This is a genomic window from Pseudomonas sp. GW456-L12, assembly GCF_059424045.1.
In genome coordinates, this window is sequence record NZ_JBWKZA010000014.1 from 37,393 (window position 1) to 56,705 (window position 19,313).

The window sequence follows — 19,313 nt, forward strand, 5'->3', positions numbered from 1 at the left end:
TGACGTGCGCCGTTACCCTTGAATCATCACAAGGCTGGCCGCGGCTGGTGCCAAGCGCCTAGACTTTGCCGGTCTTTTGCTCAGGAACAGCCCGTGACTTCCATCTTCTGGTACGACTACGAAACCACCGGCATCAACCCGCGCTGCGATCGGCCGTTGCAGGTGGCGGGGATCCGCACCGACTTCGAACTCAACGAGATCGGCGAGCCGGTCAATCTTTACTGTCAGCCCAGCGACGACATCCTGCCTCATCCAGCGGCCTGCATGATCACCGGCATTACCCCGGGCCGGCTGGCCGAACAGGGGCTGAGCGAAGCCGATTTCATGACCCGGGTGCACGCCCAGCTGGCGGCACCGGGCACTTGTGGCGCCGGCTACAACACCCTGCGCTTTGACGACGAGATGACCCGCTACAGCCTGTACCGGAATTTCTTCGACCCTTATGCCCGCGAGTGGCAAGGCGGCAACAGCCGCTGGGACCTGATCGATGTGGTGCGCACCGCCTATGCCTTGCGCCCGGAAGGGATTGTCTGGCCGCGGGACGAGGAGGGGCGGGTGACCCTGAAGCTGGAGCGCCTGACCGCCGCCAATGGCATCGATCACGGGCATGCCCACGAAGCGCTGTCCGATGTGCGCGCCACTATTGCCCTGGCCAGGTTGATTCGGGACAAGCAGCCGAAGTTGTATGAATGGCTGTTCCAGTTGCGCAGCAAGCAGAAAGTCATGGACCAGGTTCGTCTGTTGCAACCGCTGGTGCATATTTCCGGACGCTTTTCCGCGGCGCGCAGTTATGTCGGCGTGGTCCTGCCGCTGGCCTGGCATCCGCGCAACCGCAACGCCCTGATTGTCTGTGACCTGCACCTGGACCCACAGGGATTGCTCGAGCTGGACGCCGAGACGCTGCGCCAGCGTTTGTATACCCGCCGCGAAGACCTGGCCGAAGGCGAGTTGCCGGTGCCGTTGAAGCTGATCCATATCAACCGCTGCCCGGTCGTCGCACCGCTGAATGTATTGCGTGGCGAGGACCAGCAGCGTTTGCAACTGGACATGGCGGAATATAAGGCCCGGGCGCTGCGGCTAAGTGACGCACAAGAAGTTTGGCGGGATAAACTTGCGGCAATTTATGCCAGCGAGGATTTTGCCCCCAGCATCGATCCCGAGCAGCAGTTGTACGACGGTTTTATCGGCGATCGCGACCGACGCTTATGCGAACAAGTGCGCAATGCCGAGCCGCTTCATTTAGGGCAAGAGCAATGGCCGTTCGATGATGAACGTTTGCCTGAATTATTATTTCGTTATCGCGCCCGTAACTTTCCTGAAACCTTGAACGGGGAGGAGCAAGAGCGCTGGAAGTCATTCTGTCAGCAGCGCCTGTGCGACCCGCAGTGGGGAGCGCCCAATACCCTGGAAAGTTTCAATCAGGCGGCTGCCGAACTACGGATGAGTGCTACATCGATTCAGCGTCAGGTGCTGGATGAATGGCAGGATTACAGCCGGTCGCTGGCCCTGCGTTTCGGGCTTTGATTGTTCGGCTTAGTACATTCCGGGCATTTGCCGGAAATAAAAAAACGCCAGCAAGCTGGCGTTTTTTCATAAGGTCGCAAATCCCTCTGTGACGGGTATACGGCTTAACCCAGCAGGGTTGCCCAGCCTTCGACCACGTCGCCGCCCCACTTGGCTTTCCACTCTTTCAGGGTTTTGTGGTTGCCGCCCTTGGTTTCGATGACTTCGCCGTTGTGCGGGTTCTTGTATTGTTTGACCTTGCGCGCGCGCTTGGTGCCGGTAGTTTTGGCGGCAACACGTGGCGCCTTAACTTTCGAGTCCGGATCCAGCAGCGCGATGATGTCGCGCAGGGACTTGGAGTATTCACCCATCAGGGCGCGCAGTTTGCCTTCGAATTCCAGCTCGGCTTGCAGTTTGTCGTCTTGCGACAGGTTCTTCAAACGGGCTTGCAGCTCTTTGATAGCTTCTTCTGTGGCGCGGTATTCGTTGATCAGGGACATGAGAATTGCCTTATGTTGAGTGCTGAGTGGCAGGTGACAGTGGCGTAATAATAGTCAGGCAGTTTCCTCAAGTAAACAATAAAGCCGGCTTTTATTTAATTTGATTAGAGTGTTTAGCAAAGATCCTGATTGATGAGTTAAATATTGTGAACGAGTCCGCACGACTATTTCCCACAAAGTTATAGGACTATTTCCAAGTGTGACTGATTTCCCTCTCGCATCGGGCATGAGCCCTACAGGCTGCTCAGAGGAATCGGATTCCGACATCACGAATACTGCAGTTTTGTCGCGCAATCGCTAGAATGGCGGCCTTTGCGAAGTTCTGGAGTTTCCCCCTCATGCGCACTTTTCGGTTGGTGATTTCCTGCCCGGACCGCGTTGGCATCGTTGCCAAAGTCAGTAACTTTCTGGCGTCCCACAACGGCTGGATCACCGAAGCCAGTCACCACTCGGATGACCTGAGTGGCTGGTTCTTCATGCGTCACGAAATACGTGCCGACTCTTTGCCGTTCGGCCTTGAAGCCTTTCGTGAAGCCTTTGCGCCGATTGCCGAAGAGTTCTCGATGGACTGGCGCATCACCGATACCGCGCAGAAGAAGCGCGTGGTGTTGATGGCGAGCCGTGAGTCCCACTGCCTGGCGGACCTGTTGCACCGCTGGCACAGCGACGAACTCGACTGCGAGATCTCCTGTGTGATTTCCAACCACGACGACTTGCGCAGCATGGTCGAGTGGCATGGCATTCCTTATTACCACGTGCCGGTCAACCCTCAGGACAAGGAGCCGGCGTTCGCCGAGGTCTCGCGCCTGGTCAAGCAGCACGACGCCGAAGTGGTGGTGCTGGCGCGCTACATGCAGATCCTGCCGCCGGAACTATGCAGCGAATACGCGCACAAGGTGATTAACATTCACCACAGCTTCCTGCCGTCGTTCGTCGGCGCTAAGCCTTACCACCAGGCTTCCCTGCGTGGTGTGAAGCTGATCGGCGCGACCTGCCACTACGTGACCGAAGAGCTGGATGCCGGCCCGATCATCGAGCAGGACGTGGTCCGTGTCAGCCACAGCGACAGCATCGAAGACATGGTGCGTTTCGGTCGTGACGTCGAGAAAATGGTCCTGGCCCGCGGCCTGCGCTACCACCTGGAAGACCGCGTGCTGGTGCACGGCAACAAGACTGTCGTGTTCTGATCCAGAGTGTTCTGATTAAAAGCGCTCTGATCGAATCCGCCGGGCCCGGGCATCCAAGTTCCGGGTCCGGCGATTTTTCATGAGGATCGACCGATGAGTGATCCACTGGACAAAGCCACATCCAAGGCACCCGCCACCCTCGGCGAGGGCTGCCTGAGCCGCTACGACCCGGACGACATGAGCGCCGAGGACGGCACCGAGTTTCCCGGCGCCGCCGAGCTGTGGCAGCAGTTGCAGCAGGATGCCCCGGATTCAGAGCCGCCTAAGCCTGCTTGAGCTTCATCAGGGTGCGCAGCAAGGGGCGCCCGAGCATCATCAGGAATACCGGGCCGCCGGCCAGCAGATAGAAATAGTAGGTGACGGCCCGCCAGATCAGGATGGCCGCGGCCGCCGTCGATTTCCCCACCATGGGCGCCAGCAGCGCCGCCGATGTCAGCTCCGCCGCTCCCGCGCCGCCGGGCAGCAGGCTGAATTGCCCTGCGCTCAGGGCGAGCATTTGGATCAGAAAGGTCCAGGCCCATTGCAGGTCCACTCCCAGCCCGCGCAACGCCAGGTACAGCACGCTGTAGCGCAGCGCCCAATGCATGCAGGTCAGGGCAAAGACCCCCGTCAGGGTCTGCCAGGGCAGTTTCAGGCTATCGCCGAAGGCCTTGAGGAAATGCAGCCATTTGCGCGCCCGGCGCCGACGGGTCGCGGGGCGAATCTTGAAGGGCGCAAGCAGATGGCCGCTGAGCAGGATCAGGCGACGGTGGTAGCGGGCTATCGCCAGGCAGATGCATAACCCGCCGAACAGCGAAAGGCTGCTGAGGGCCAGCAGCCATTCCAGGCGCTGGCTGAGGTTCTGGAATAGCGCGTAGAACAGGATCCCCAGCAGCGCGCAGAGGAAGAACAGCAGGTCGCTCAATTGATCCATGGCAAACACCGCGCTGCCGCGAGCCGGGCGCACGCCGTTACGCGCCAGCAGGGCCATCAAGGTCAGGGGGCCGCCACTGCCGCCGGGCGTGGCGCACATGGCGAACTCGGTGGACATCACCACCGCGAGACTCTTCCAGCGTCCCAGCCGGCCGCGGTGTCGACCCAGCAGCAGGCTCAGGCGCAGCGAATTGATGATCCAGCACAGCAGAATCATGCTCAGCATGCCCAGCAGCAACGGCAGGGAAAAACGCTGGACCCGCCCCCACAGTTCGCCGCCGCCCAGCAGCAGCGGGACCAGGAGCGCCGCCAGCAAGGCCATGGCCAGCCAGATCGCCCGGCTCATGGGGTCCCGCGTGCCCTTGGCGGCTGGGTGTCGAGCCAGTCGGCCTTGGTCAGTGGCTGGCGTCCTTGCTCCAGCAGGCGTTCGAGGGTGTCCAGCCAGTACTGGCGCGAGTCGGGGTGACGCATGTCCACCGGGTGCAGGCCGAGGCGAATCACCGCTGCCTGCTGCCAGCGTCGTTCGCGTTGCAGGCTGAGCAGCCGGGAGGCTTTGCGGCGCCAGGCGCTGCGGGCGCTCCACACCAGGCCGGGGGCGGCGATCGGCGAGAAGTCCGGCAGCCGGTACAGATGCTGCGGGCCGCTGGTGTAGCGCAGGGGCAGTTGGCGCAGGGCCTGGCGCGTACCCGGGCTCATCAGCCAGGCGGGGGCGACGAACCCCTGCAAGGGCCAGTTGTAACGCTGGAACAGTTCCAGGCCGGCATGCAGGCGTGCCAGGGCGGCGTTTTCCGAGAGGCTGTAGAACTCACCCTCATGGGTGTACACGCGACGCATGAACCAGTCATACGGGGTGCGCGGTGGCGGGCCCTCGTCGCAATGGAAGTAACCGTGCAGCACCAGTTCGTCGCCGCGCTCCAGGCGCGCGCTGAGCAGCCGGCGAAAGCCGGGATGAGCATCGAGCGGGTTGTGCCGGTGAAAATCCGGTACCACCAGCCAGGTCATCGGCACATTGCCCATGGCGTCGACGGCTTCGACGAAGGGTTGGTAGTCGATCCAGGTTTGTGGCGCGACATCGTGCAATACCAGCAGCACGCTGGGCATCCCGGCGGACTCAACCATGGGCCAGCATCGGCTGCTGGGTGCCGAGCACGGCGCGATAGTGCTCCAGCAGGCTGGCGACCACCGTATCCCAGGCGTAATAACGTTCGACATGGCGGCGCGCCCGTTGGCCCCGCTCGGCGCAGCCCTGGGCGAACAGCTCCTGCACGGCATGGGCCATCGCCAGCGGATTGTTCGGCGCACAGAGCAAGCCGCCTTCCGCGGTGACGATTTCCTGGAAGGCCCCGGCGGCCACCGCCACCACGGGAATGCCGCTGGCCATGGCTTCGAGGATCACCAGGCCAAAGGTTTCCTGGTCCCCGGCGTGGACCAGGGCATCGGCGCTGGCCATCAGGCGGGCGACCTGAGGGGCCGGGCAGAACTCGTCGATCACCGTGACGTTCTCCGGCACGGCGGTCGGCATGGCCGAGCCCACCAGCAGCAGGTGGTAGCGCTTGCCCAGGCGTTGCATGCAGTTGAGCAACACCGGCAGGTTCTTTTCCTTGGAGCCGCGACCGGCAAAGATCAGCAGGCGGCTGTCTTCGGCAATCCCCAGTTCGGTACGCAGGCCGGGGTCGCGATGACTCGGGTGGAAGGTCTGCAGGTCGACGCCCAGTGGCTGCACATAGACGTTGCGCACGCCCAGGCCGATCAGTTTGTCGGCCATGACCTGGCTGGGGGCCAGGACCCGGTCGAAGTTGCCGTACAGCTTGCGCACGTAGGCCTCGACATTCGGAGTGAACCAGGGGCCCATGCGGTTGCTGACCAGCAGCGGCAGGTCCGAGTGATAAAAGCCGATCACAGGTACGTCCAGCTGGCGCCGCGCATCCAGGGCCGCCCAGGCGGTGAGGTAAGGGTCGCCGACTTCGATCAGGTCCGGTTGCAGGTCATGGAGAATATTGCGCCAGGGCCCCAGGCGCAGGGGAAAACGGTAGCCCTTGCCAAAGGGCAGGGCGGGAGCGGGGACTTTATAGATGCCGTCGCGTTCGCTGAAGTGGGCCCCGGGGATCAGCAAACTGTGGCGGATTCCTGGTTGGCGTCCCAGGCGACGATGCTTGGCGTCCAGATAAGTGCGCACGCCACCGCTGGCAGGGGCGTAGAACATGGTTATGTCAGCGATATGCACGATGATCATCCCTCCGATCCGGTGTTCTCCCTAGGGTTGACCCTTATCAAGGATAGATGTTCGGTCGGGATGCCGTGGCGGTTGGCGATGCGTCTGGATGAACGGTTTGCTGCGGATGCGGGAGGGATTGTCGGCAGTCCGGTGCCTGGGTTTTGCCCAGGCACCGGATGGCTGAAGGGATCAGATGCGGAAGCTGCCGACCAGTTGCTTCAGGCGTGCGGCCTGCTGCTCCAGGTCGGAACAGGCGCGCAGGGTCGACTGCAGGTTTTCCACCCCTTCCTGGTTCAGGGTGTTGATCTCGGTGATGTCCATGTTGATCGACTCCACCACCGAGGTCTGTTCCTCGGTGGCGGTTGCCACGGACTGGTTCATGCCGTCGATCTCGCCGATGCGCTGGGTCACGCTGTTCAGGCGTTCGCCGGCCTGGTTGGCGATCTCCACGCTGTCCTGGCTATGGCGCTGGCTGTTGCTCATGGTGCTGACCGACTCGCGGGCGCCGACCTGCAGCTCCTCGATCATGGTCTGCACCTGTTGCGCCGATTCCTGGGTGCGGTGGGCCAGGTTGCGCACTTCATCGGCGACCACGGCGAAACCGCGTCCGGCCTCGCCCGCCCGCGCCGCTTCGATGGCCGCGTTGAGGGCCAGCAGGTTGGTCTGCTGGGAGATGCTGGTGATGACTTCGAGGATCTGCCCGATGTTCACGGTCTTGCTGTTGAGGGTTTCGATGTTGCTGCTGGAGGCGCTGATCATGTCCGACAGCTGGTTCATCGCCAGGATGCTGCGGTCCACCACTTGCTGGCCGTCCTCGGCCAGGTTGCGCGCGTCGCTGGCCTGTTGCGAGGCCTGGGCGGCGTTGCGGGCGATTTCCTGGGCGGCGGCGCCGAGCTGATTGATCGCCGCGGCCACGCTGTTGGTGCGGCTGGCCTGCTCGTCGGAATTGAGCATCGACGAATTGGAGGCGCTGACCACGCGCAGGGCGACTTCGTTGACGTGCTCGGTGGCCGACGAGACTTCGCGGATCGAACCGTGGATGCGCTCCACGAAGCGGTTGAACGCGGTGCCGAGGATGCCGAATTCATCCTGGTTCTGGATGGTCAGGCGGCGGGTCAGGTCGCCTTCGCCGTCGGCGATGTCCTGCATGGCGCGGGTCATGACATGCAGGGGCTGCATCAGCACCCGGATCAGCATGCCCAGCAGGGCGATGATGATGGCCACGGCGATGACGGTGGCAATAATGGCCGAAGTGCGGAACTCGCTGAGCATCGAGAACGCCTTGTCCTTGTCCACGGACAGGCCGATGTACCAGTTCACCGACGGCAGGCCCTTGATCGGGGTGAAGGTGACGATGCGGGTCTTGCCCTCGACTTCGATTTCGCTGAAATCGCCATTGATGCGTGGCGTGTTCTGCGGGTAGGCCTCGCTCAGGCTCTTCATCACCAGCGCCTTGTCCGGGTGCACCAGGATCTTGCCGTCGGCGCTGACCAGGAAGGCATAGCCCATGCCGTCGAAATCCAGGGCGTTGAGGGTTTCGATCAGGGTTTGCAGGCTCAGGTCGCCGCCCACCACGCCGATGCTCTGCCCGCCGTTACGCGAGGCGGTGGCGACGGAAATGATCAACTGGCCGGTGGCTGCATCTATATAGGGTTCGGTGAGGGTCGAGCCGCTGCTGCTTTCGGCGCCCTTGTACCAGGGGCGAACGCGCGGGTCGAAGCCGTCGGGCATCTTCGCGTCCGGGCGGATGGTGAAGCTGCCGCTGGCATCGCCCAGGTAGGAGGCCATGAAGGTCGAGGTCAGGGCCTTCTGTTCGAGCAGGCTGGCCACCTTGGTCGATTGCGGGTCGATCGCCAGGTTTTGCGCCAGGTTCTCGATCAGCAGGATGCGCCCGGTGAGCCAGGTCTGGATGTTGCTGGCGGTCACATCGCCCATTTCATGCAGGTAATTGTCCAGGTCTTCGCGGATCGCATTGCGCTGTAAATAGTCGTTGTACAGCGTGAAGGAAGCGAAGGCGGCAATAACGATGAGGGCGGCGGCAAGCAGGATTTTATGGCTGAAGCGCAGGTTTTTGTTCATGGCTTGTGGTGTCCGCTAGGTCTTAATGTCACGAGCGTGCTCTTATAAAAGCGCGCAAAATGGGCGGGGTTGAAAGTAAGTTGATATTTCCACCTCTCCTTGGGGAATTATCTGAACTATTTTTCAGTCTTTTCTGATCTATCGGCCGGTCAAGGCTAAAGATTAACCATGGGTGACAAAATGCCGGATTCATCGCAACTCGTTATCGGTGCCGATCTCGCGGGGCAACCGATTGCCCAGGCCATGCGCCTGGCAAATCGTCACGGGCTGGTGGCAGGCGCTACCGGGACAGGGAAAACCGTCACCTTGCAGCGACTGGCGGAAGCGTTCAGCGATGCCGGTGTCGCGGTGTTCGCCGCGGACATCAAGGGTGACCTGTGTGGCCTGGGCGCCGCGGGCAATCCCCAGGGCAAGGTCGCCGAACGTATTGCCGGGATGCCGTGGCTGAACCACAAGCCCCAGGCTTATCCGGTCACGTTGTGGGACATTCACGGGCAGTCCGGGCACCCGCTGCGCACTACCCTGAGTGAAATGGGCCCGCTGTTGCTGGGCAGCCTGCTGGAACTGACCGACAGCCAGCAATCGGCGTTGTACGCGGCATTCAAGGTGGCTGACCGCGAAGGGCTGTTGCTGCTCGACCTGAAAGACCTCAAGGCGTTGCTCAACCACCTCAAGGACAACCCGCAGTTGTTGGGGGATGACGCGGCGCTGATGACCACCGGCTCCAGCCAGGCCTTGTTGCGGCGCCTGGCGACCCTGGAACAGCAGGGCGCCGAGGCCCTGTTCGGCGAGCCGGCCCTGCAACTGGAAGACATCCTGCAGCCGGCCAGTGACGGGCGCGGGCGGATCCACCTGCTCGACGCCAGTCGCCTGGTGCACGAGGCGCCCAAGGTCTATGCGACCTTCCTGTTGTGGCTGCTGGCCGAGCTGTTCGAGCAACTGCCAGAGCGCGGCGATGCGGAAAAGCCGCTGCTGGCGCTGTTTTTCGACGAGGCCCACCTGCTGTTCGCCGGCACGCCCAAGGCGTTGCAGGACCGGCTGGAACAGGTGGTGCGGCTGATTCGCTCCAAAGGCGTGGGCGTGTACTTCGTCACCCAGTCGCCAGGCGACTTGCCGGACGACGTGCTGGCGCAACTGGGGCTGCGCGTCCAGCACGGCTTGCGGGCCTTCACCGCCAAGGAACAGAAGTCCTTGCGCGCCGTGGCGGACGGCTTCCGGCCGAACCCGGCGTTCGATGCGCTGTCGGTGTTGACCGAGCTGGGGATCGGCGAGGCGCTGGTTGGTACGCTGCAGGAAAAAGGCACGCCGGAGATGGTCCAGCGAGTGCTGGTGGCACCGCCGCAATCGCGCATCGGGCCTCTGACCGAGGCCGAGCGTGCGGCGCTGATCAATAGTTCGCCGTTGGTCGGCCGCTATGACAAACCGGTCGACCGCGAGTCGGCCTATGAAGTGCTGATGGGACGCAAGGGCCTGGCACCGGAGGCCGAGGCTGCGCCGGGCAAACCGGCCGCCGAGGAACCGAGCTTTACCGATCGGGCCGGAGAGTTCCTCGGCACTGCCGCCGGTCAGGCCCTGAAGTCCGCCATGCGTCAGGCCGCCAACCAGTTGGGCCGGCAACTGGTGCGCGGGCTGATGGGGTCTTTGCTGGGTGGCAGCAAGCGCCGCTGATCGGCCGCTGGCCAGTCACGCCCGAGGTTTGGCGTGGCTGGCCAGGCGCTCCAGGGCAGCGCGCAGGTTGGGATCGGTGATGCCGTCGGCAGTGGCCTGAATGGTCTCGGCGGCGTTGCTCGACAGGTCCATGGTGTGGCCGGCTGCGCCGCGTTGTACGGTGGGAGGCTGCACTTTGAACAGAATCCGCGTCAGATTGTTGAACTCATTGAACTCCAAAAGCTGACGTTGCAGGCGTTTTTGCTGATAACGCAGGCGCGTCGCCCAGTGGCCGTCGGTGACGATCAGCAGCAGGCTGCCTTCACGCCAGGAGGCGACATGGCAGTGCTCGCGCGCGGCCGGTTGCAGCTGGCTTTCCAGCAGGCGCTGTAGATGCGCCAGGCGCTGGGCGTGGCCGAGTATGGCTTTGAGAGGCTTGGCTTCGCGAAGGAGTACGGCGGGTGCTCTGGCCGTAAGAGGGCGAAATGCCATGATCAGACACCTGAAGTTACAGAGCCGCCATGGTAGCAGAAAGCGCTGGCCGGACCTCGTTCATCGCTGCGGCTGCGCTTTATCTATTAAATCAATGGTTAACTTCGTACTCGTCCGGGTTGAAACTGGCGCAAAAGGCCTTATTGTAAGTGAGCCCCGTCACAGCGCTGTACCAGCATCGTGGAATAACGCCACTTTCCTCACCATCGTTTCCGGGTAGAATGCTCGTTCGCATGCGGCCATGAGGGCTGCACGGGCGACTCACGGGGCCGCCCTCCATCCCTATGTGTGGAAGATCCTGCCGATATGTTTGCGCCTTTGTTAAAGAAACTTTTTGGAAGCAAGAACGAGCGTGAAGTCAAACGCATGCTCAAGACGGTACAGATCGTCAATGCCTTCGAAGAGCAAATGGTGGCCCTTTCGGACGATCAGTTGCGCGCCAAGACCGAAGAGTTCAAGGCCCGCATAGCCAAAGGTGAAACCCTCGACAAACTGCTTCCCGAAGCCTTTGCGGTCGCCCGCGAAGCCGGCAAGCGGGTCATGGGTATGCGCCACTTCGACGTACAGTTGATCGGCGGCATGACCTTGCATGAAGGCAAGATCGCCGAAATGCGTACCGGTGAAGGCAAGACCCTGGTGGCAACACTGGGCGTTTACCTCAACGCGCTGTCCGGCAAGGGCGTGCACGTGGTCACGGTGAACGACTATCTGGCCCGCCGCGACGCCAACTGGATGCGCCCGCTGTATGAATTCCTCGGCCTGACGGTCGGTGTGGTCACGCCGTTCCAGCCGCCGGAAGAGAAGCGCGCCGCCTACGCCGCCGACATCACCTACGGCACCAACAACGAATTCGGTTTCGACTACCTGCGCGACAACATGGCTTTCAGCATGGAAGACAAGTTCCAGCGCGAGCTCAATTTTGCCGTGATCGACGAAGTCGACTCGATCCTGATCGACGAGGCCCGTACCCCGCTGATCATCTCCGGCCAGGCTGAAGACAGTTCCCGCCTGTACACCGAAATCAACAAGCTGATCCCGCGCCTTGAGCTGCACGTCGAGGAAGTGGAAGGCGAGGTCACCAAGGCCGGTCACTTCACCGTCGACGAGAAGACCCGTCAGGTCGAACTCAACGAAGCCGGTCACCAGTTCATCGAAGAGATGCTGACCCAGGTCGGCCTGCTGGCGGAAGGCGAGAGCCTGTACTCGGCGCACAACCTGGGCCTGCTGACCCACGTCTATGCCGGTCTGCGCGCGCACAAGCTGTTTAACCGCAACGTCGAATACATCGTCCAGGATGGCCAGGTGGTCCTGGTGGACGAACACACCGGTCGTACCATGCCGGGTCGCCGTCTGTCCGAGGGCCTGCACCAGGCCATCGAAGCCAAGGAAAACCTCAACATCCAGGCCGAGAGCCAGACCCTGGCGTCGACCACCTTCCAGAACTACTTCCGTCTGTACACCAAGCTGTCCGGCATGACCGGTACTGCCGACACCGAAGCGTTCGAGTTCCATCAGATCTACGGCCTGCAGGTGATGGTGATTCCACCGAACAAGCCGCTGGCTCGCAAAGACTACAACGACCTGGTGTTCCTGACCGCGGACGAGAAATACGCCGCGATCATCAACGACATCAAGGAATGCATGACCCAGGGCCGTCCGGTTCTGGTGGGCACCGCGACCATCGAAACTTCCGAGCACATGTCCAACCTGCTCCAGAAGGAAGGCATCGAGCACAAGGTCCTGAACGCCAAGTTCCACGAAAAAGAAGCGGAAATCATTGCCCAGGCCGGTCGTCCGGGCGCCCTGACCATCGCCACCAACATGGCCGGTCGTGGTACCGACATCCTGTTGGGCGGTAACTGGGAAGTCGAAGTCGCCTCCCTGGAAAACCCGACTCCTGAGCAGATTGCCCAGATCAAGGCCGACTGGCAGAAGCGCCACCAGCAAGTGCTGGAGTCCGGCGGCCTGCAGGTGATCGCGTCCGAGCGTCACGAATCGCGCCGTATCGACAACCAGCTGCGTGGTCGCGCCGGTCGTCAGGGCGACGCCGGTTCCAGCCGTTTCTACCTGTCCCTGGAAGACAGCCTGATGCGCATCTTCGCCTCCGACCGGGTGAAGAACTTCATGAAGGCCCTGGGCATGCAGTCCGGCGAAGCGATCGAGCACCGCATGGTGACCAACGCCATCGAAAAGGCCCAGCGCAAGGTAGAAGGCCGCAACTTCGACATTCGCAAGCAACTGCTCGAGTTCGACGACGTCAACAACGAACAGCGTAAAGTGATCTATCACATGCGTAACACGTTGCTGGCCGCGGACAACATCGGTGAGACCATCTCCGACTTCCGCCAGGACGTGCTCAACGCCACCGTCAGTGCGCACATTCCTCCACAATCGCTGCCTGAGCAGTGGGACGTGGCCGGTCTGGAAGCTGCGCTGCAAAGCGACTTCGGTGTAACCCTGCCGATCCAGCAATGGCTCGACGAAGACGATCACCTGTACGAAGAAACCCTGCGCGAGAAACTGCTCAACGAGCTGGTGGCGGCGTACAACGAGAAAGAAGACCAGGCCGGTGCCGAAGCACTGCGCACCTTCGAGAAACAAATCGTTCTGCGCGTACTGGACGACCTGTGGAAAGACCACCTGTCGACCATGGATCACCTGCGTCACGGTATTCACCTGCGCGGTTATGCGCAGAAGAACCCGAAACAGGAATACAAGCGCGAGTCTTTCACCCTGTTCTCCGAGTTGCTGGATTCCATCAAGCGCGACTCGATCCGTGTGCTGTCGCACGTTCAGGTTCGCCGCGAGGACCCGGTCGAGGAAGAGGCGCGCCTGCGCCAGGAAGCCGAGGCACTGGCCCAGCGCATGCAGTTCGAACATGCCGAAGCCCCGGGCCTGGAGCAGCCGGAAGCGCTGGAAGAGGGCGTCGATGTCGACGTGGCCCTGGCTTCGGCTCCGGTACGCAACGAGCAGAAACTGGGCCGCAACGAACTGTGCTACTGCGGTTCGGGCAAGAAGTACAAACACTGTCACGGCCAGATCAACTAAGATTTTCGCCAGACACTGAAATACCCGCGCCGCGACCGGCATCAGCCGTCGCGGCGTTTTTCCATTCGCCGCACTGCCTTTTGCGATGGCGGTGCACACATCAGGTTAAAGAGGAGCGCATTCATGGCTGTTGGTCTTGGTCCTTTGCCAACGTTGCACCCGGTTGCCGGTTTTGAACTTGGTATCGCTTCGGCGGGCATCAAGCGCCCGGGGCGCAAGGATGTTGTGGTCATGCGCTGTGCCGAAGGCTCTACGGTGGCCGGTGTGTTCACCTTGAACGCGTTCTGCGCCGCTCCGGTGATCCTGGCCAAGCAGCGAGTGCAGGGCCCTGTGCGTTACCTGCTGACCAACACCGGCAACGCCAACGCCGGCACCGGTGAGCCAGGCCTGGCCGCCGCGACCCGCACTTGCGCCAAGCTGGCCGAGCTGGCTGGCGTCGATGCCAGCGCCGTACTGCCATACTCCACGGGGGTCATCGGCGAGCCGCTGCCGGTCGAGAAGATCGAAGGCGCGCTGCAGGCCGCACTGGATGACCTGTCCGTGGACAACTGGGCCGCCGCCGCCACGGGCATCATGACCACCGACACCCTGCCCAAGGGTGCCAGCCGCCAGTTCCAGCACGACGGCGTGACCATCACCGTCACTGGTATCAGCAAGGGCGCAGGCATGATTCGTCCGAACATGGCGACCATGCTCGGCTACATTGCCACCGACGCCAAAGTCTCCCGTGAAGTGCTGCAGAACCTGCTGCTGGACGGCGCCAACAAGTCGTTCAACCGCATCACCATCGACGGCGATACCTCCACCAACGACTGCTGCATGCTGATCGCCACCGGCCAGGCAGCCCTGCCGGAAATCACCGAGGCCAGCGGCCCGCTGTTCGCCGCGCTGAAGCAGGCGGTGTTCGACGTGTGCATGGAAGTGGCCCAGGCCATCGTGCGTGACGGTGAAGGCGCAACCAAATTCGTGACGGTCGAAGTCAACGGCGGCGGCAATCACCAGGAGTGCCTGGATGTCGGCTACACCGTGGCCCACTCGCCGCTGATCAAGACCGCGCTGTTCGCTTCCGACCCGAACTGGGGGCGTATCCTGGCCGCTGTCGGTCGTGCCGGCGTGCCGGACCTGAATGTGAGCAAGATCGACGTTTTCCTCGGTGAGGTGTGTATCGCCAGCTGTGGCGCGCGTGCTGCCAGCTACACCGAAGCCCAGGGCGCGGCGGTGATGCAGCAGGAAGAAATCACCATCCGCATCGAGCTGGGACGCGGTGATTGCAGCGAAACCATCTGGACCACCGACCTGTCCCACGAGTACGTGAAAATCAACGCGGAATACCGTACCTGATACACCGTTACTCGCTTCTACATGGACGCGACGCATCACGTGTAGGAGCGAGTCCGCTCGCGATGGAGGCCCCGGGCCTCCATCTCCTCTGAAAGGTGCCCGACATGAATCTTCACCTGATCATCGGCGACAAACTCTATTCCTCCTGGTCGCTACGCGCCGTCCTGGCGCTTGAGCTGGCCGGCGCGACTTACACCGAAGAACTGATCAAGCTGAACCAGCCCGATACCCGCGAGCTGATTCTCAAGCATTCGCCAACCGGCAAAGTCCCGTTGCTGAAGACCGAGCACGGCACCATTGCCGACTCCCTGGCGATTGCCGAATACCTGGCCGAGCGTTTTCCCGAAGCCGAGCTCTGGCCGCGGGATGTGGCCGCCCGTGCCCAGGCCCGCTCCGCCTGCGCGCAGATGCACAGCGGCTTTTTTGGCTTGCGCGGTAACCTGCCGTTCGACCTGAGCCGCGATGCCGCGCTTTCACCCATGCCGCCCGAGGCCCAGGCCGATATCGAGAGGATGCTGGCGTTATGGGCCGAATGTCGCGCAGCCGCGACCGAGCCAGGGCCTTTCCTGTTTGGTCGGGTCAGCCTGGCGGACGCCTTTTTTGCGCCAATCGCCGTGCGCCTGCGTACCTATCGGGTGGCGCTGCCGGCTGTCGATGCCGCCTATGTTGAAACGATCTATCAATGGCCAGCCTTCAAGGCCTGGCAGAAAGCCGGTTTAGAGGAAGCAGTGCGGTGAAACGAGTACATGTGGCGGCGGCCGTTATCCGTGATGCCGACGGCAGGATCCTGATTGCCCGACGTGCCGATACCCAGCATCAAGGCGGCCTCTGGGAGTTTCCCGGCGGCAAGGTCGAAGCGGACGAGGCGGTGGAAGCGGCGTTGACCCGTGAGCTGCAGGAGGAACTGGGCATTCTGGTGTCCCAGGCACGGCCGTTGATCAAGGTGCAGCACGATTACCCGGACAAGCAGGTGTTGCTGGATGTCTGGGAAGTGTGCGCCTTTACCGGCGAACCCCATGGCGCCGAGGGCCAGCCTTTGGCCTGGGTCACGGCCCGTGAGCTGGAGAACTACGAGTTCCCGGCGGCCAACCAGCCGATCGTGGCGGCAGCGCGCTTGCCGAGCGACTACCTGATCACCCCGGAAGGCCTGGAAACACCGGCGCTGTTGCGGGGCATGCAGAAGGCCATTGCCGGTGGCAGCAAGTTGATCCAGCTACGCGCGCCCAATGGCTACGACCCGCAATACCGCGACCTGGCGGTGGACGCGGTCGGGCTGAGCGCGGGCAAGGCGCAATTGATGCTCAAGGGGCCGTTCGAATGGCTGGGGGATTTCCCCTCGGCGGGCTGGCATATCACTTCGGCGCAGCTGCGCAAATACGCCAGCGCCGGACGTCCCTTTGGCAAGGAGCGCTGGCTGGCGGCGTCTTGCCATGACGCTGAAGAGTTGTCCCTGGCGCAGCTGATGGATGTGGATTTCGTGACGCTGTCGCCGGTCCAGCCGACCCAGACCCACCCTGAGGCGCAGCCACTGGGTTGGGAGCAGGCCGCCCGACTGATCAGCGGTTTCAACAAGCCGGTGTACCTGCTGGGCGGCGTCGGTCCGGATCAGCGCGAGCAGGCTTGGCAGGCCGGTGCGCAAGGGGTGGCGGGGATTCGCGCGTTCTGGCCCTGAGGCCATTCACCCATCAGTTCGCTCCTGCATAAGTTGCAGGAGCGGGCTTGCTCGCGACCGGCGGAGAAAAACACCCGCTATTCGGGTTTCGCTGCTGCTTGCCAGAGAATCTCGGCAATCCCCTGGCGCTTGGCAATCAGGCGCGCCGCCACGAACAGCAAGTCGGACAGGCGATTGATGTAGGCCAGGCCGACCCCCTCCAGCGGTTCCACGGCATTCAGATGCTGGCAGCGTCGCTCGGCACTGCGCGCCAGGCTGCGGCAGACATGGGCCTGGGCGATCAAGGCCGAACCGCCCGGCAAAATGAAGTTCTCCAGCGGCCCCAACTCTTCGTTCCAGGTATCGATGGCCGCTTCCAGGCGTTCGACTTCCGCGATATTCAGTGCCTGATACACCGGCATGGCCAACTCGCCACCCAGGTCGAAGAGGCGGTGCTGGCAAGGCGCCAGGACGTCGATCAGTTCCTGCAGGCCGGGATGTTCTAGACGCTGTTCCGCCAGCCCGGCCAGGAGCAGCCCCAGCTGGCTGTTCAGCGTATCGACTTCGCCGATGGCCTCGACCCGCGGATGGTCCTTGGGAACCCGGCGCCCGTCACCCAGCCCGGTTTCGCCTTTGTCGCCGGTGCGGGTGTAAATCTTCGACAAGCGAAAGCCCATGCTTACCTCTCCAGTGGGGGATGTTCCAGTGGTGGCGGCTGACTGCCCGCCAGTGGCAAACGCAAGGTGAAGCATGTGCCCTGGCCCTGCGTCGACTGCACTTCCATCTGGCCTTTGTGATTGTTGGTGATGATGAAGTAAGAGACCGAAAGTCCAAGGCCGGTGCCCTGGCCGATTTCCTTGGTGGTGAAGAACGGCTCGAAGGTGCGTTTGCGCACGTTTTCGCTCATGCCGATGCCGTTGTCCTCGACCTGGATTTCCGCCCAGGGCGGGTTCAGCCGGGTGCGCAGGATAATGCGCCCGGGTTCGCTGTCATCCACGCGCTGGTGAATGGCCTGGGCGGCGTTTTTCAGCAGGTTGAGCAGGACCTGCTCCAGTTCGTTGGCGGTGCCGGGCACCGGCCCCAGTTGCGGGTCGAACTGGCGGATGATGGCCTGGCCCTTGAAGTCGAAGCCTATGGCCAGGTCGAAGTCGTTGCCGGCAATCTCCACGGCCTGGTCGATCAATGCCGGCAGGTCGCAGGGCGCCATCTGCCGGTTGCTGCGCCGGCTGAAACTGAGCATATGGGTCACGATCTTCGCCGCCCGGGCACCAGCCTGCTGAATGCCATCGAGCAGTTGCGGCACTTCGCGGCTCTGCAGGTAACGGTTGACGGTTTCCAGCTCGATGCCGATCTGCTCGGCATGTTCCTGATTCTTCGGCAGCTCGGGGGACAGGCGCCGACGAATGTTCTGCACGTTGTGCAGGATGGCCCCCAGCGGGTTGTTGATTTCGTGGGCCATGCCGGCGGCCAGGCCACCCACGGAGAGCATTTTTTCCGACTGCACCATCATTTCTTCCAGGGACAGGCGCTGGGTGATGTCGTCGATCCGGATCACCACGCCGCGCCCGGCACCGCCCATCAGCGGGTAGAAGGTCAGGGCGTAATGCCGGGCTTCGTCGTCCTTGACCCAGGTGACCCGCTCGACCTTGGTGACCGTATGTTGCTCCACGGTTTCCTTGAGTTGCGGCAGGAACGGCTTGAGCGGTTCGAAGGCGAGGAAGATCGGCTGATTCAGTGCTTCGTCCAGGCGGGTGCCGGAGAGGGCGCTGGCCTCCTGGTTCCATTGGGTGACATAGAGCTGCTCGTCCAGGGCGATCAGCGCCGAGGGCATCGAGTCGATGATGCTGTTGAGGTAGTTCTGAAAGCCGGTGAGTTTCTTTTCGATCTTGCTGCGCACCTGGACTTCCAGCTCCAGCTTGCGGTTGGTGTGACGGGTTTCCTCGGCCAGCCCCTGGGCCTGGTCATAGGCCGCCTGGGAGTCGTCGCGGGCCCGCTTGAGTTGCTGTTCTCGCGCTTCGATGCGCGACAGCATGGTGTTGAAGGCCTCGGCCAGGCTGCCGATTTCATCGTGGTTGCCACGGGCGGCGCGCAGGGAATAGTTTTCCTCGCGTGTCACCTGCCGGGACAGTTCTTCCAGCTGATGGATGGGTTGGGTGATCAGCCGTTTGATCTGCCGGGCAATGATCAGCCATAGCAGCACGCTGAAGATCAGGATGCCCAGGCTCGCGGTCAGGGTGCCGGTGTAGAAGGCCATCGGCAGCTCACTGCTGGCCACCAGCAACAGGTGGCCGGGGGGCTGGCCTGTGCGGGGCAGGGTGATGATCTGGTTGCTGCGAAACTCGGTCAGTTGCCAGGCTTCGATATGCCGATAGCGCTCCGGCAGGTTCAGGCGTTCGCCATGTTGCAACTGGGCCAGGCGCGTGCCCTTGCCGTCATAGATCGCTGCGGCGCGCAGGGGAGAGTAGCTGTTGAGTTCGTTGAGCAGCTTCTCGGCGTTTTGTGGCGAGTCCAGCGCCTGCGCGGCCAGGGTCGGGTTGGATACCAGCCGGCCGATGGTCTGCAAGGCTTGCGGCGCCATGCTTTCCTGAGAGATCCAGTAGGCGGCGCTGATGAAGGTCAGGTTGGCGACCAGCAGTACGGTAATCAGCAGGACGAGCAAGGCGGCCAGCAGTTTTTGGCCGACCGGCAGGTTTTCAAGGCGCTGGCGCAATGGCATCGGGGACGTCGCTAGAGAGGAA

16 protein-coding genes and 1 pseudogene are annotated in these 19,313 nt (G+C 62.5%); 8 read left to right on the forward strand and 9 right to left on the reverse strand.

Translation table 11 applies throughout. The features are described from left to right. Window positions 1–93 precede the first annotated feature (93 nt). Window positions 94–1,524: an exodeoxyribonuclease I gene (gene sbcB, locus AC07Y9_RS18375; RefSeq protein WP_102679017.1), complete on the forward strand. Its 1,431-nt coding sequence runs from the start codon at window positions 94–96 to the stop codon at window positions 1,522–1,524. A gap of 104 nt (window positions 1,525–1,628) precedes the next feature. Here the strand turns inward: sbcB and mvaT are convergent, their stop codons facing one another. After that, window positions 1,629–2,003 carry a histone-like nucleoid-structuring protein MvaT gene (gene mvaT / locus AC07Y9_RS18380; RefSeq protein ID WP_007931174.1) on the reverse strand — a complete coding sequence of 125 codons (375 nt, stop codon included), beginning with the start codon at window positions 2,001–2,003 and terminating at the stop codon, window positions 1,629–1,631. A gap of 338 nt (window positions 2,004–2,341) precedes the next feature. Here mvaT and purU point away from each other — a divergent pair, with 338 nt between their 5' ends. Together purU and AC07Y9_RS18390 are read left to right on the forward strand one after the other, a co-directional pair. Beyond that, window positions 2,342–3,190, forward strand: coding sequence for a formyltetrahydrofolate deformylase (purU, locus tag AC07Y9_RS18385; RefSeq protein WP_007931173.1), 849 nt, complete (start codon window positions 2,342–2,344; stop codon window positions 3,188–3,190). 93 nt (window positions 3,191–3,283) lie between these two features. After that, window positions 3,284–3,466 (forward strand): hypothetical protein, encoded by a 183-nt coding sequence (locus AC07Y9_RS18390; RefSeq protein WP_102679016.1) that lies wholly within the window; start codon window positions 3,284–3,286, stop codon window positions 3,464–3,466. Here AC07Y9_RS18390 and gpgF read toward each other — a convergent pair. From gpgF to AC07Y9_RS18415, 5 genes and pseudogenes are all read right to left on the reverse strand, one after another. Continuing rightward, window positions 3,453–4,448: a glucosaminyl phosphatidylglycerol flippase gene (gene gpgF, locus AC07Y9_RS18395; RefSeq protein ID WP_102679015.1), complete on the reverse strand. Its 996-nt coding sequence runs from the start codon at window positions 4,446–4,448 to the stop codon at window positions 3,453–3,455. The genes AC07Y9_RS18390 and gpgF overlap by 14 nt on opposite strands. Then, window positions 4,445–5,203, reverse strand: coding sequence for an N-acetylglucosaminyl phosphatidylglycerol deacetylase (gpgD, locus tag AC07Y9_RS18400; RefSeq protein ID WP_087090225.1), 759 nt, complete (start codon window positions 5,201–5,203; stop codon window positions 4,445–4,447). Before gpgD ends, gpgF begins: the two co-directional genes overlap by 4 nt. A gap of 10 nt (window positions 5,204–5,213) precedes the next feature. Next, window positions 5,214–6,335 (reverse strand): N-acetylglucosaminyl phosphatidylglycerol synthase, encoded by a 1,122-nt coding sequence (gene gpgS, locus AC07Y9_RS18405; protein WP_102679014.1) that lies wholly within the window; start codon window positions 6,333–6,335, stop codon window positions 5,214–5,216. A 171-nt stretch (window positions 6,336–6,506) separates the two neighbouring features. Then, on the reverse strand, window positions 6,507–7,271 hold the full coding sequence (locus AC07Y9_RS18410; protein WP_370686811.1) for a methyl-accepting chemotaxis protein: 765 nt from the start codon (window positions 7,269–7,271) through the stop codon (window positions 6,507–6,509). A gap of 93 nt (window positions 7,272–7,364) precedes the next feature. After that, window positions 7,365–8,396, reverse strand: a pseudogene (locus AC07Y9_RS18415) (HAMP domain-containing protein); the annotation flags it as partial. A 180-nt stretch (window positions 8,397–8,576) separates the two neighbouring features. Here AC07Y9_RS18415 and AC07Y9_RS18420 point away from each other — a divergent pair. Beyond that, window positions 8,577–10,064, forward strand: coding sequence for a helicase HerA-like domain-containing protein (locus AC07Y9_RS18420; RefSeq protein ID WP_092417749.1), 1,488 nt, complete (start codon window positions 8,577–8,579; stop codon window positions 10,062–10,064). A gap of 15 nt (window positions 10,065–10,079) precedes the next feature. On the opposite strand, the gene AC07Y9_RS18425 is transcribed toward AC07Y9_RS18420, so the two are convergent. Then, window positions 10,080–10,535 carry a DUF721 domain-containing protein gene (locus tag AC07Y9_RS18425; protein WP_007931160.1) on the reverse strand — a complete coding sequence of 152 codons (456 nt, stop codon included), beginning with the start codon at window positions 10,533–10,535 and terminating at the stop codon, window positions 10,080–10,082. Window positions 10,536–10,841: 306 nt separating this feature from the next. On the opposite strand from AC07Y9_RS18425, the gene secA reads away from it, so the two are divergent. The 4 genes from secA to AC07Y9_RS18445 all read left to right on the forward strand — a co-directional run bounded on the left by secA (window position 10,842) and on the right by AC07Y9_RS18445 (window position 16,596). Next, complete coding sequence (gene secA, locus AC07Y9_RS18430) at window positions 10,842–13,583, forward strand: preprotein translocase subunit SecA (protein ID WP_007931158.1); 2,742 nt, start codon at window positions 10,842–10,844, stop codon at window positions 13,581–13,583. Window positions 13,584–13,706: 123 nt separating this feature from the next. Further along, on the forward strand, window positions 13,707–14,924 hold the full coding sequence (argJ, locus tag AC07Y9_RS18435; protein WP_102679013.1) for a bifunctional glutamate N-acetyltransferase/amino-acid acetyltransferase ArgJ: 1,218 nt from the start codon (window positions 13,707–13,709) through the stop codon (window positions 14,922–14,924). A gap of 104 nt (window positions 14,925–15,028) precedes the next feature. Continuing rightward, window positions 15,029–15,661: a glutathione S-transferase family protein gene (locus tag AC07Y9_RS18440; protein WP_102679012.1), complete on the forward strand. Its 633-nt coding sequence runs from the start codon at window positions 15,029–15,031 to the stop codon at window positions 15,659–15,661. Then, on the forward strand, window positions 15,658–16,596 hold the full coding sequence (locus AC07Y9_RS18445) for a Nudix family hydrolase (protein ID WP_102679011.1): 939 nt from the start codon (window positions 15,658–15,660) through the stop codon (window positions 16,594–16,596). The genes AC07Y9_RS18440 and AC07Y9_RS18445 overlap by 4 nt, the downstream gene beginning before the upstream one ends. A 77-nt stretch (window positions 16,597–16,673) precedes the next feature. Here the strand turns inward: AC07Y9_RS18445 and AC07Y9_RS18450 are convergent, their stop codons facing one another. Further along, complete coding sequence (locus tag AC07Y9_RS18450; protein ID WP_102679010.1) at window positions 16,674–17,252, reverse strand: cob(I)yrinic acid a,c-diamide adenosyltransferase; 579 nt, start codon at window positions 17,250–17,252, stop codon at window positions 16,674–16,676. A 2-nt stretch (window positions 17,253–17,254) separates the two neighbouring features. Continuing rightward, window positions 17,255–19,291 (reverse strand): sensor histidine kinase, encoded by a 2,037-nt coding sequence (locus tag AC07Y9_RS18455; RefSeq protein WP_102679009.1) that lies wholly within the window; start codon window positions 19,289–19,291, stop codon window positions 17,255–17,257. Window positions 19,292–19,313 lie beyond the last annotated feature (22 nt).

Excerpts from the sequence above, each read along its gene's own strand:
- mvaT (WP_007931174.1), bottom strand. The coding sequence starts at position 2,003 with ATGTCCCTGATCAACGAATACCGCGCCACAGAAGAAGCTATCAAAGAG.
- purU (WP_007931173.1), top strand. The coding sequence starts at position 2,342 with ATGCGCACTTTTCGGTTGGTGATTTCCTGCCCGGACCGCGTTGGCATC.
- AC07Y9_RS18390 (WP_102679016.1), top strand. The coding sequence starts at position 3,284 with ATGAGTGATCCACTGGACAAAGCCACATCCAAGGCACCCGCCACCCTC.
- gpgF (WP_102679015.1), bottom strand. The coding sequence starts at position 4,448 with ATGAGCCGGGCGATCTGGCTGGCCATGGCCTTGCTGGCGGCGCTCCTG.
- gpgD (WP_087090225.1), bottom strand. The coding sequence starts at position 5,203 with ATGCCCAGCGTGCTGCTGGTATTGCACGATGTCGCGCCACAAACCTGG.
- gpgS (WP_102679014.1), bottom strand. The coding sequence starts at position 6,335 with ATGATCATCGTGCATATCGCTGACATAACCATGTTCTACGCCCCTGCC.
- AC07Y9_RS18410 (WP_370686811.1), bottom strand. The coding sequence starts at position 7,271 with ATGCTCAATTCCGACGAGCAGGCCAGCCGCACCAACAGCGTGGCCGCG.
- AC07Y9_RS18420 (WP_092417749.1), top strand. The coding sequence starts at position 8,577 with ATGCCGGATTCATCGCAACTCGTTATCGGTGCCGATCTCGCGGGGCAA.
- AC07Y9_RS18425 (WP_007931160.1), bottom strand. The coding sequence starts at position 10,535 with ATGGCATTTCGCCCTCTTACGGCCAGAGCACCCGCCGTACTCCTTCGC.
- secA (WP_007931158.1), top strand. The coding sequence starts at position 10,842 with ATGTTTGCGCCTTTGTTAAAGAAACTTTTTGGAAGCAAGAACGAGCGT.
- argJ (WP_102679013.1), top strand. The coding sequence starts at position 13,707 with ATGGCTGTTGGTCTTGGTCCTTTGCCAACGTTGCACCCGGTTGCCGGT.
- AC07Y9_RS18440 (WP_102679012.1), top strand. The coding sequence starts at position 15,029 with ATGAATCTTCACCTGATCATCGGCGACAAACTCTATTCCTCCTGGTCG.
- AC07Y9_RS18450 (WP_102679010.1), bottom strand. The coding sequence starts at position 17,252 with ATGGGCTTTCGCTTGTCGAAGATTTACACCCGCACCGGCGACAAAGGC.
- AC07Y9_RS18455 (WP_102679009.1), bottom strand. The coding sequence starts at position 19,291 with ATGCCATTGCGCCAGCGCCTTGAAAACCTGCCGGTCGGCCAAAAACTG.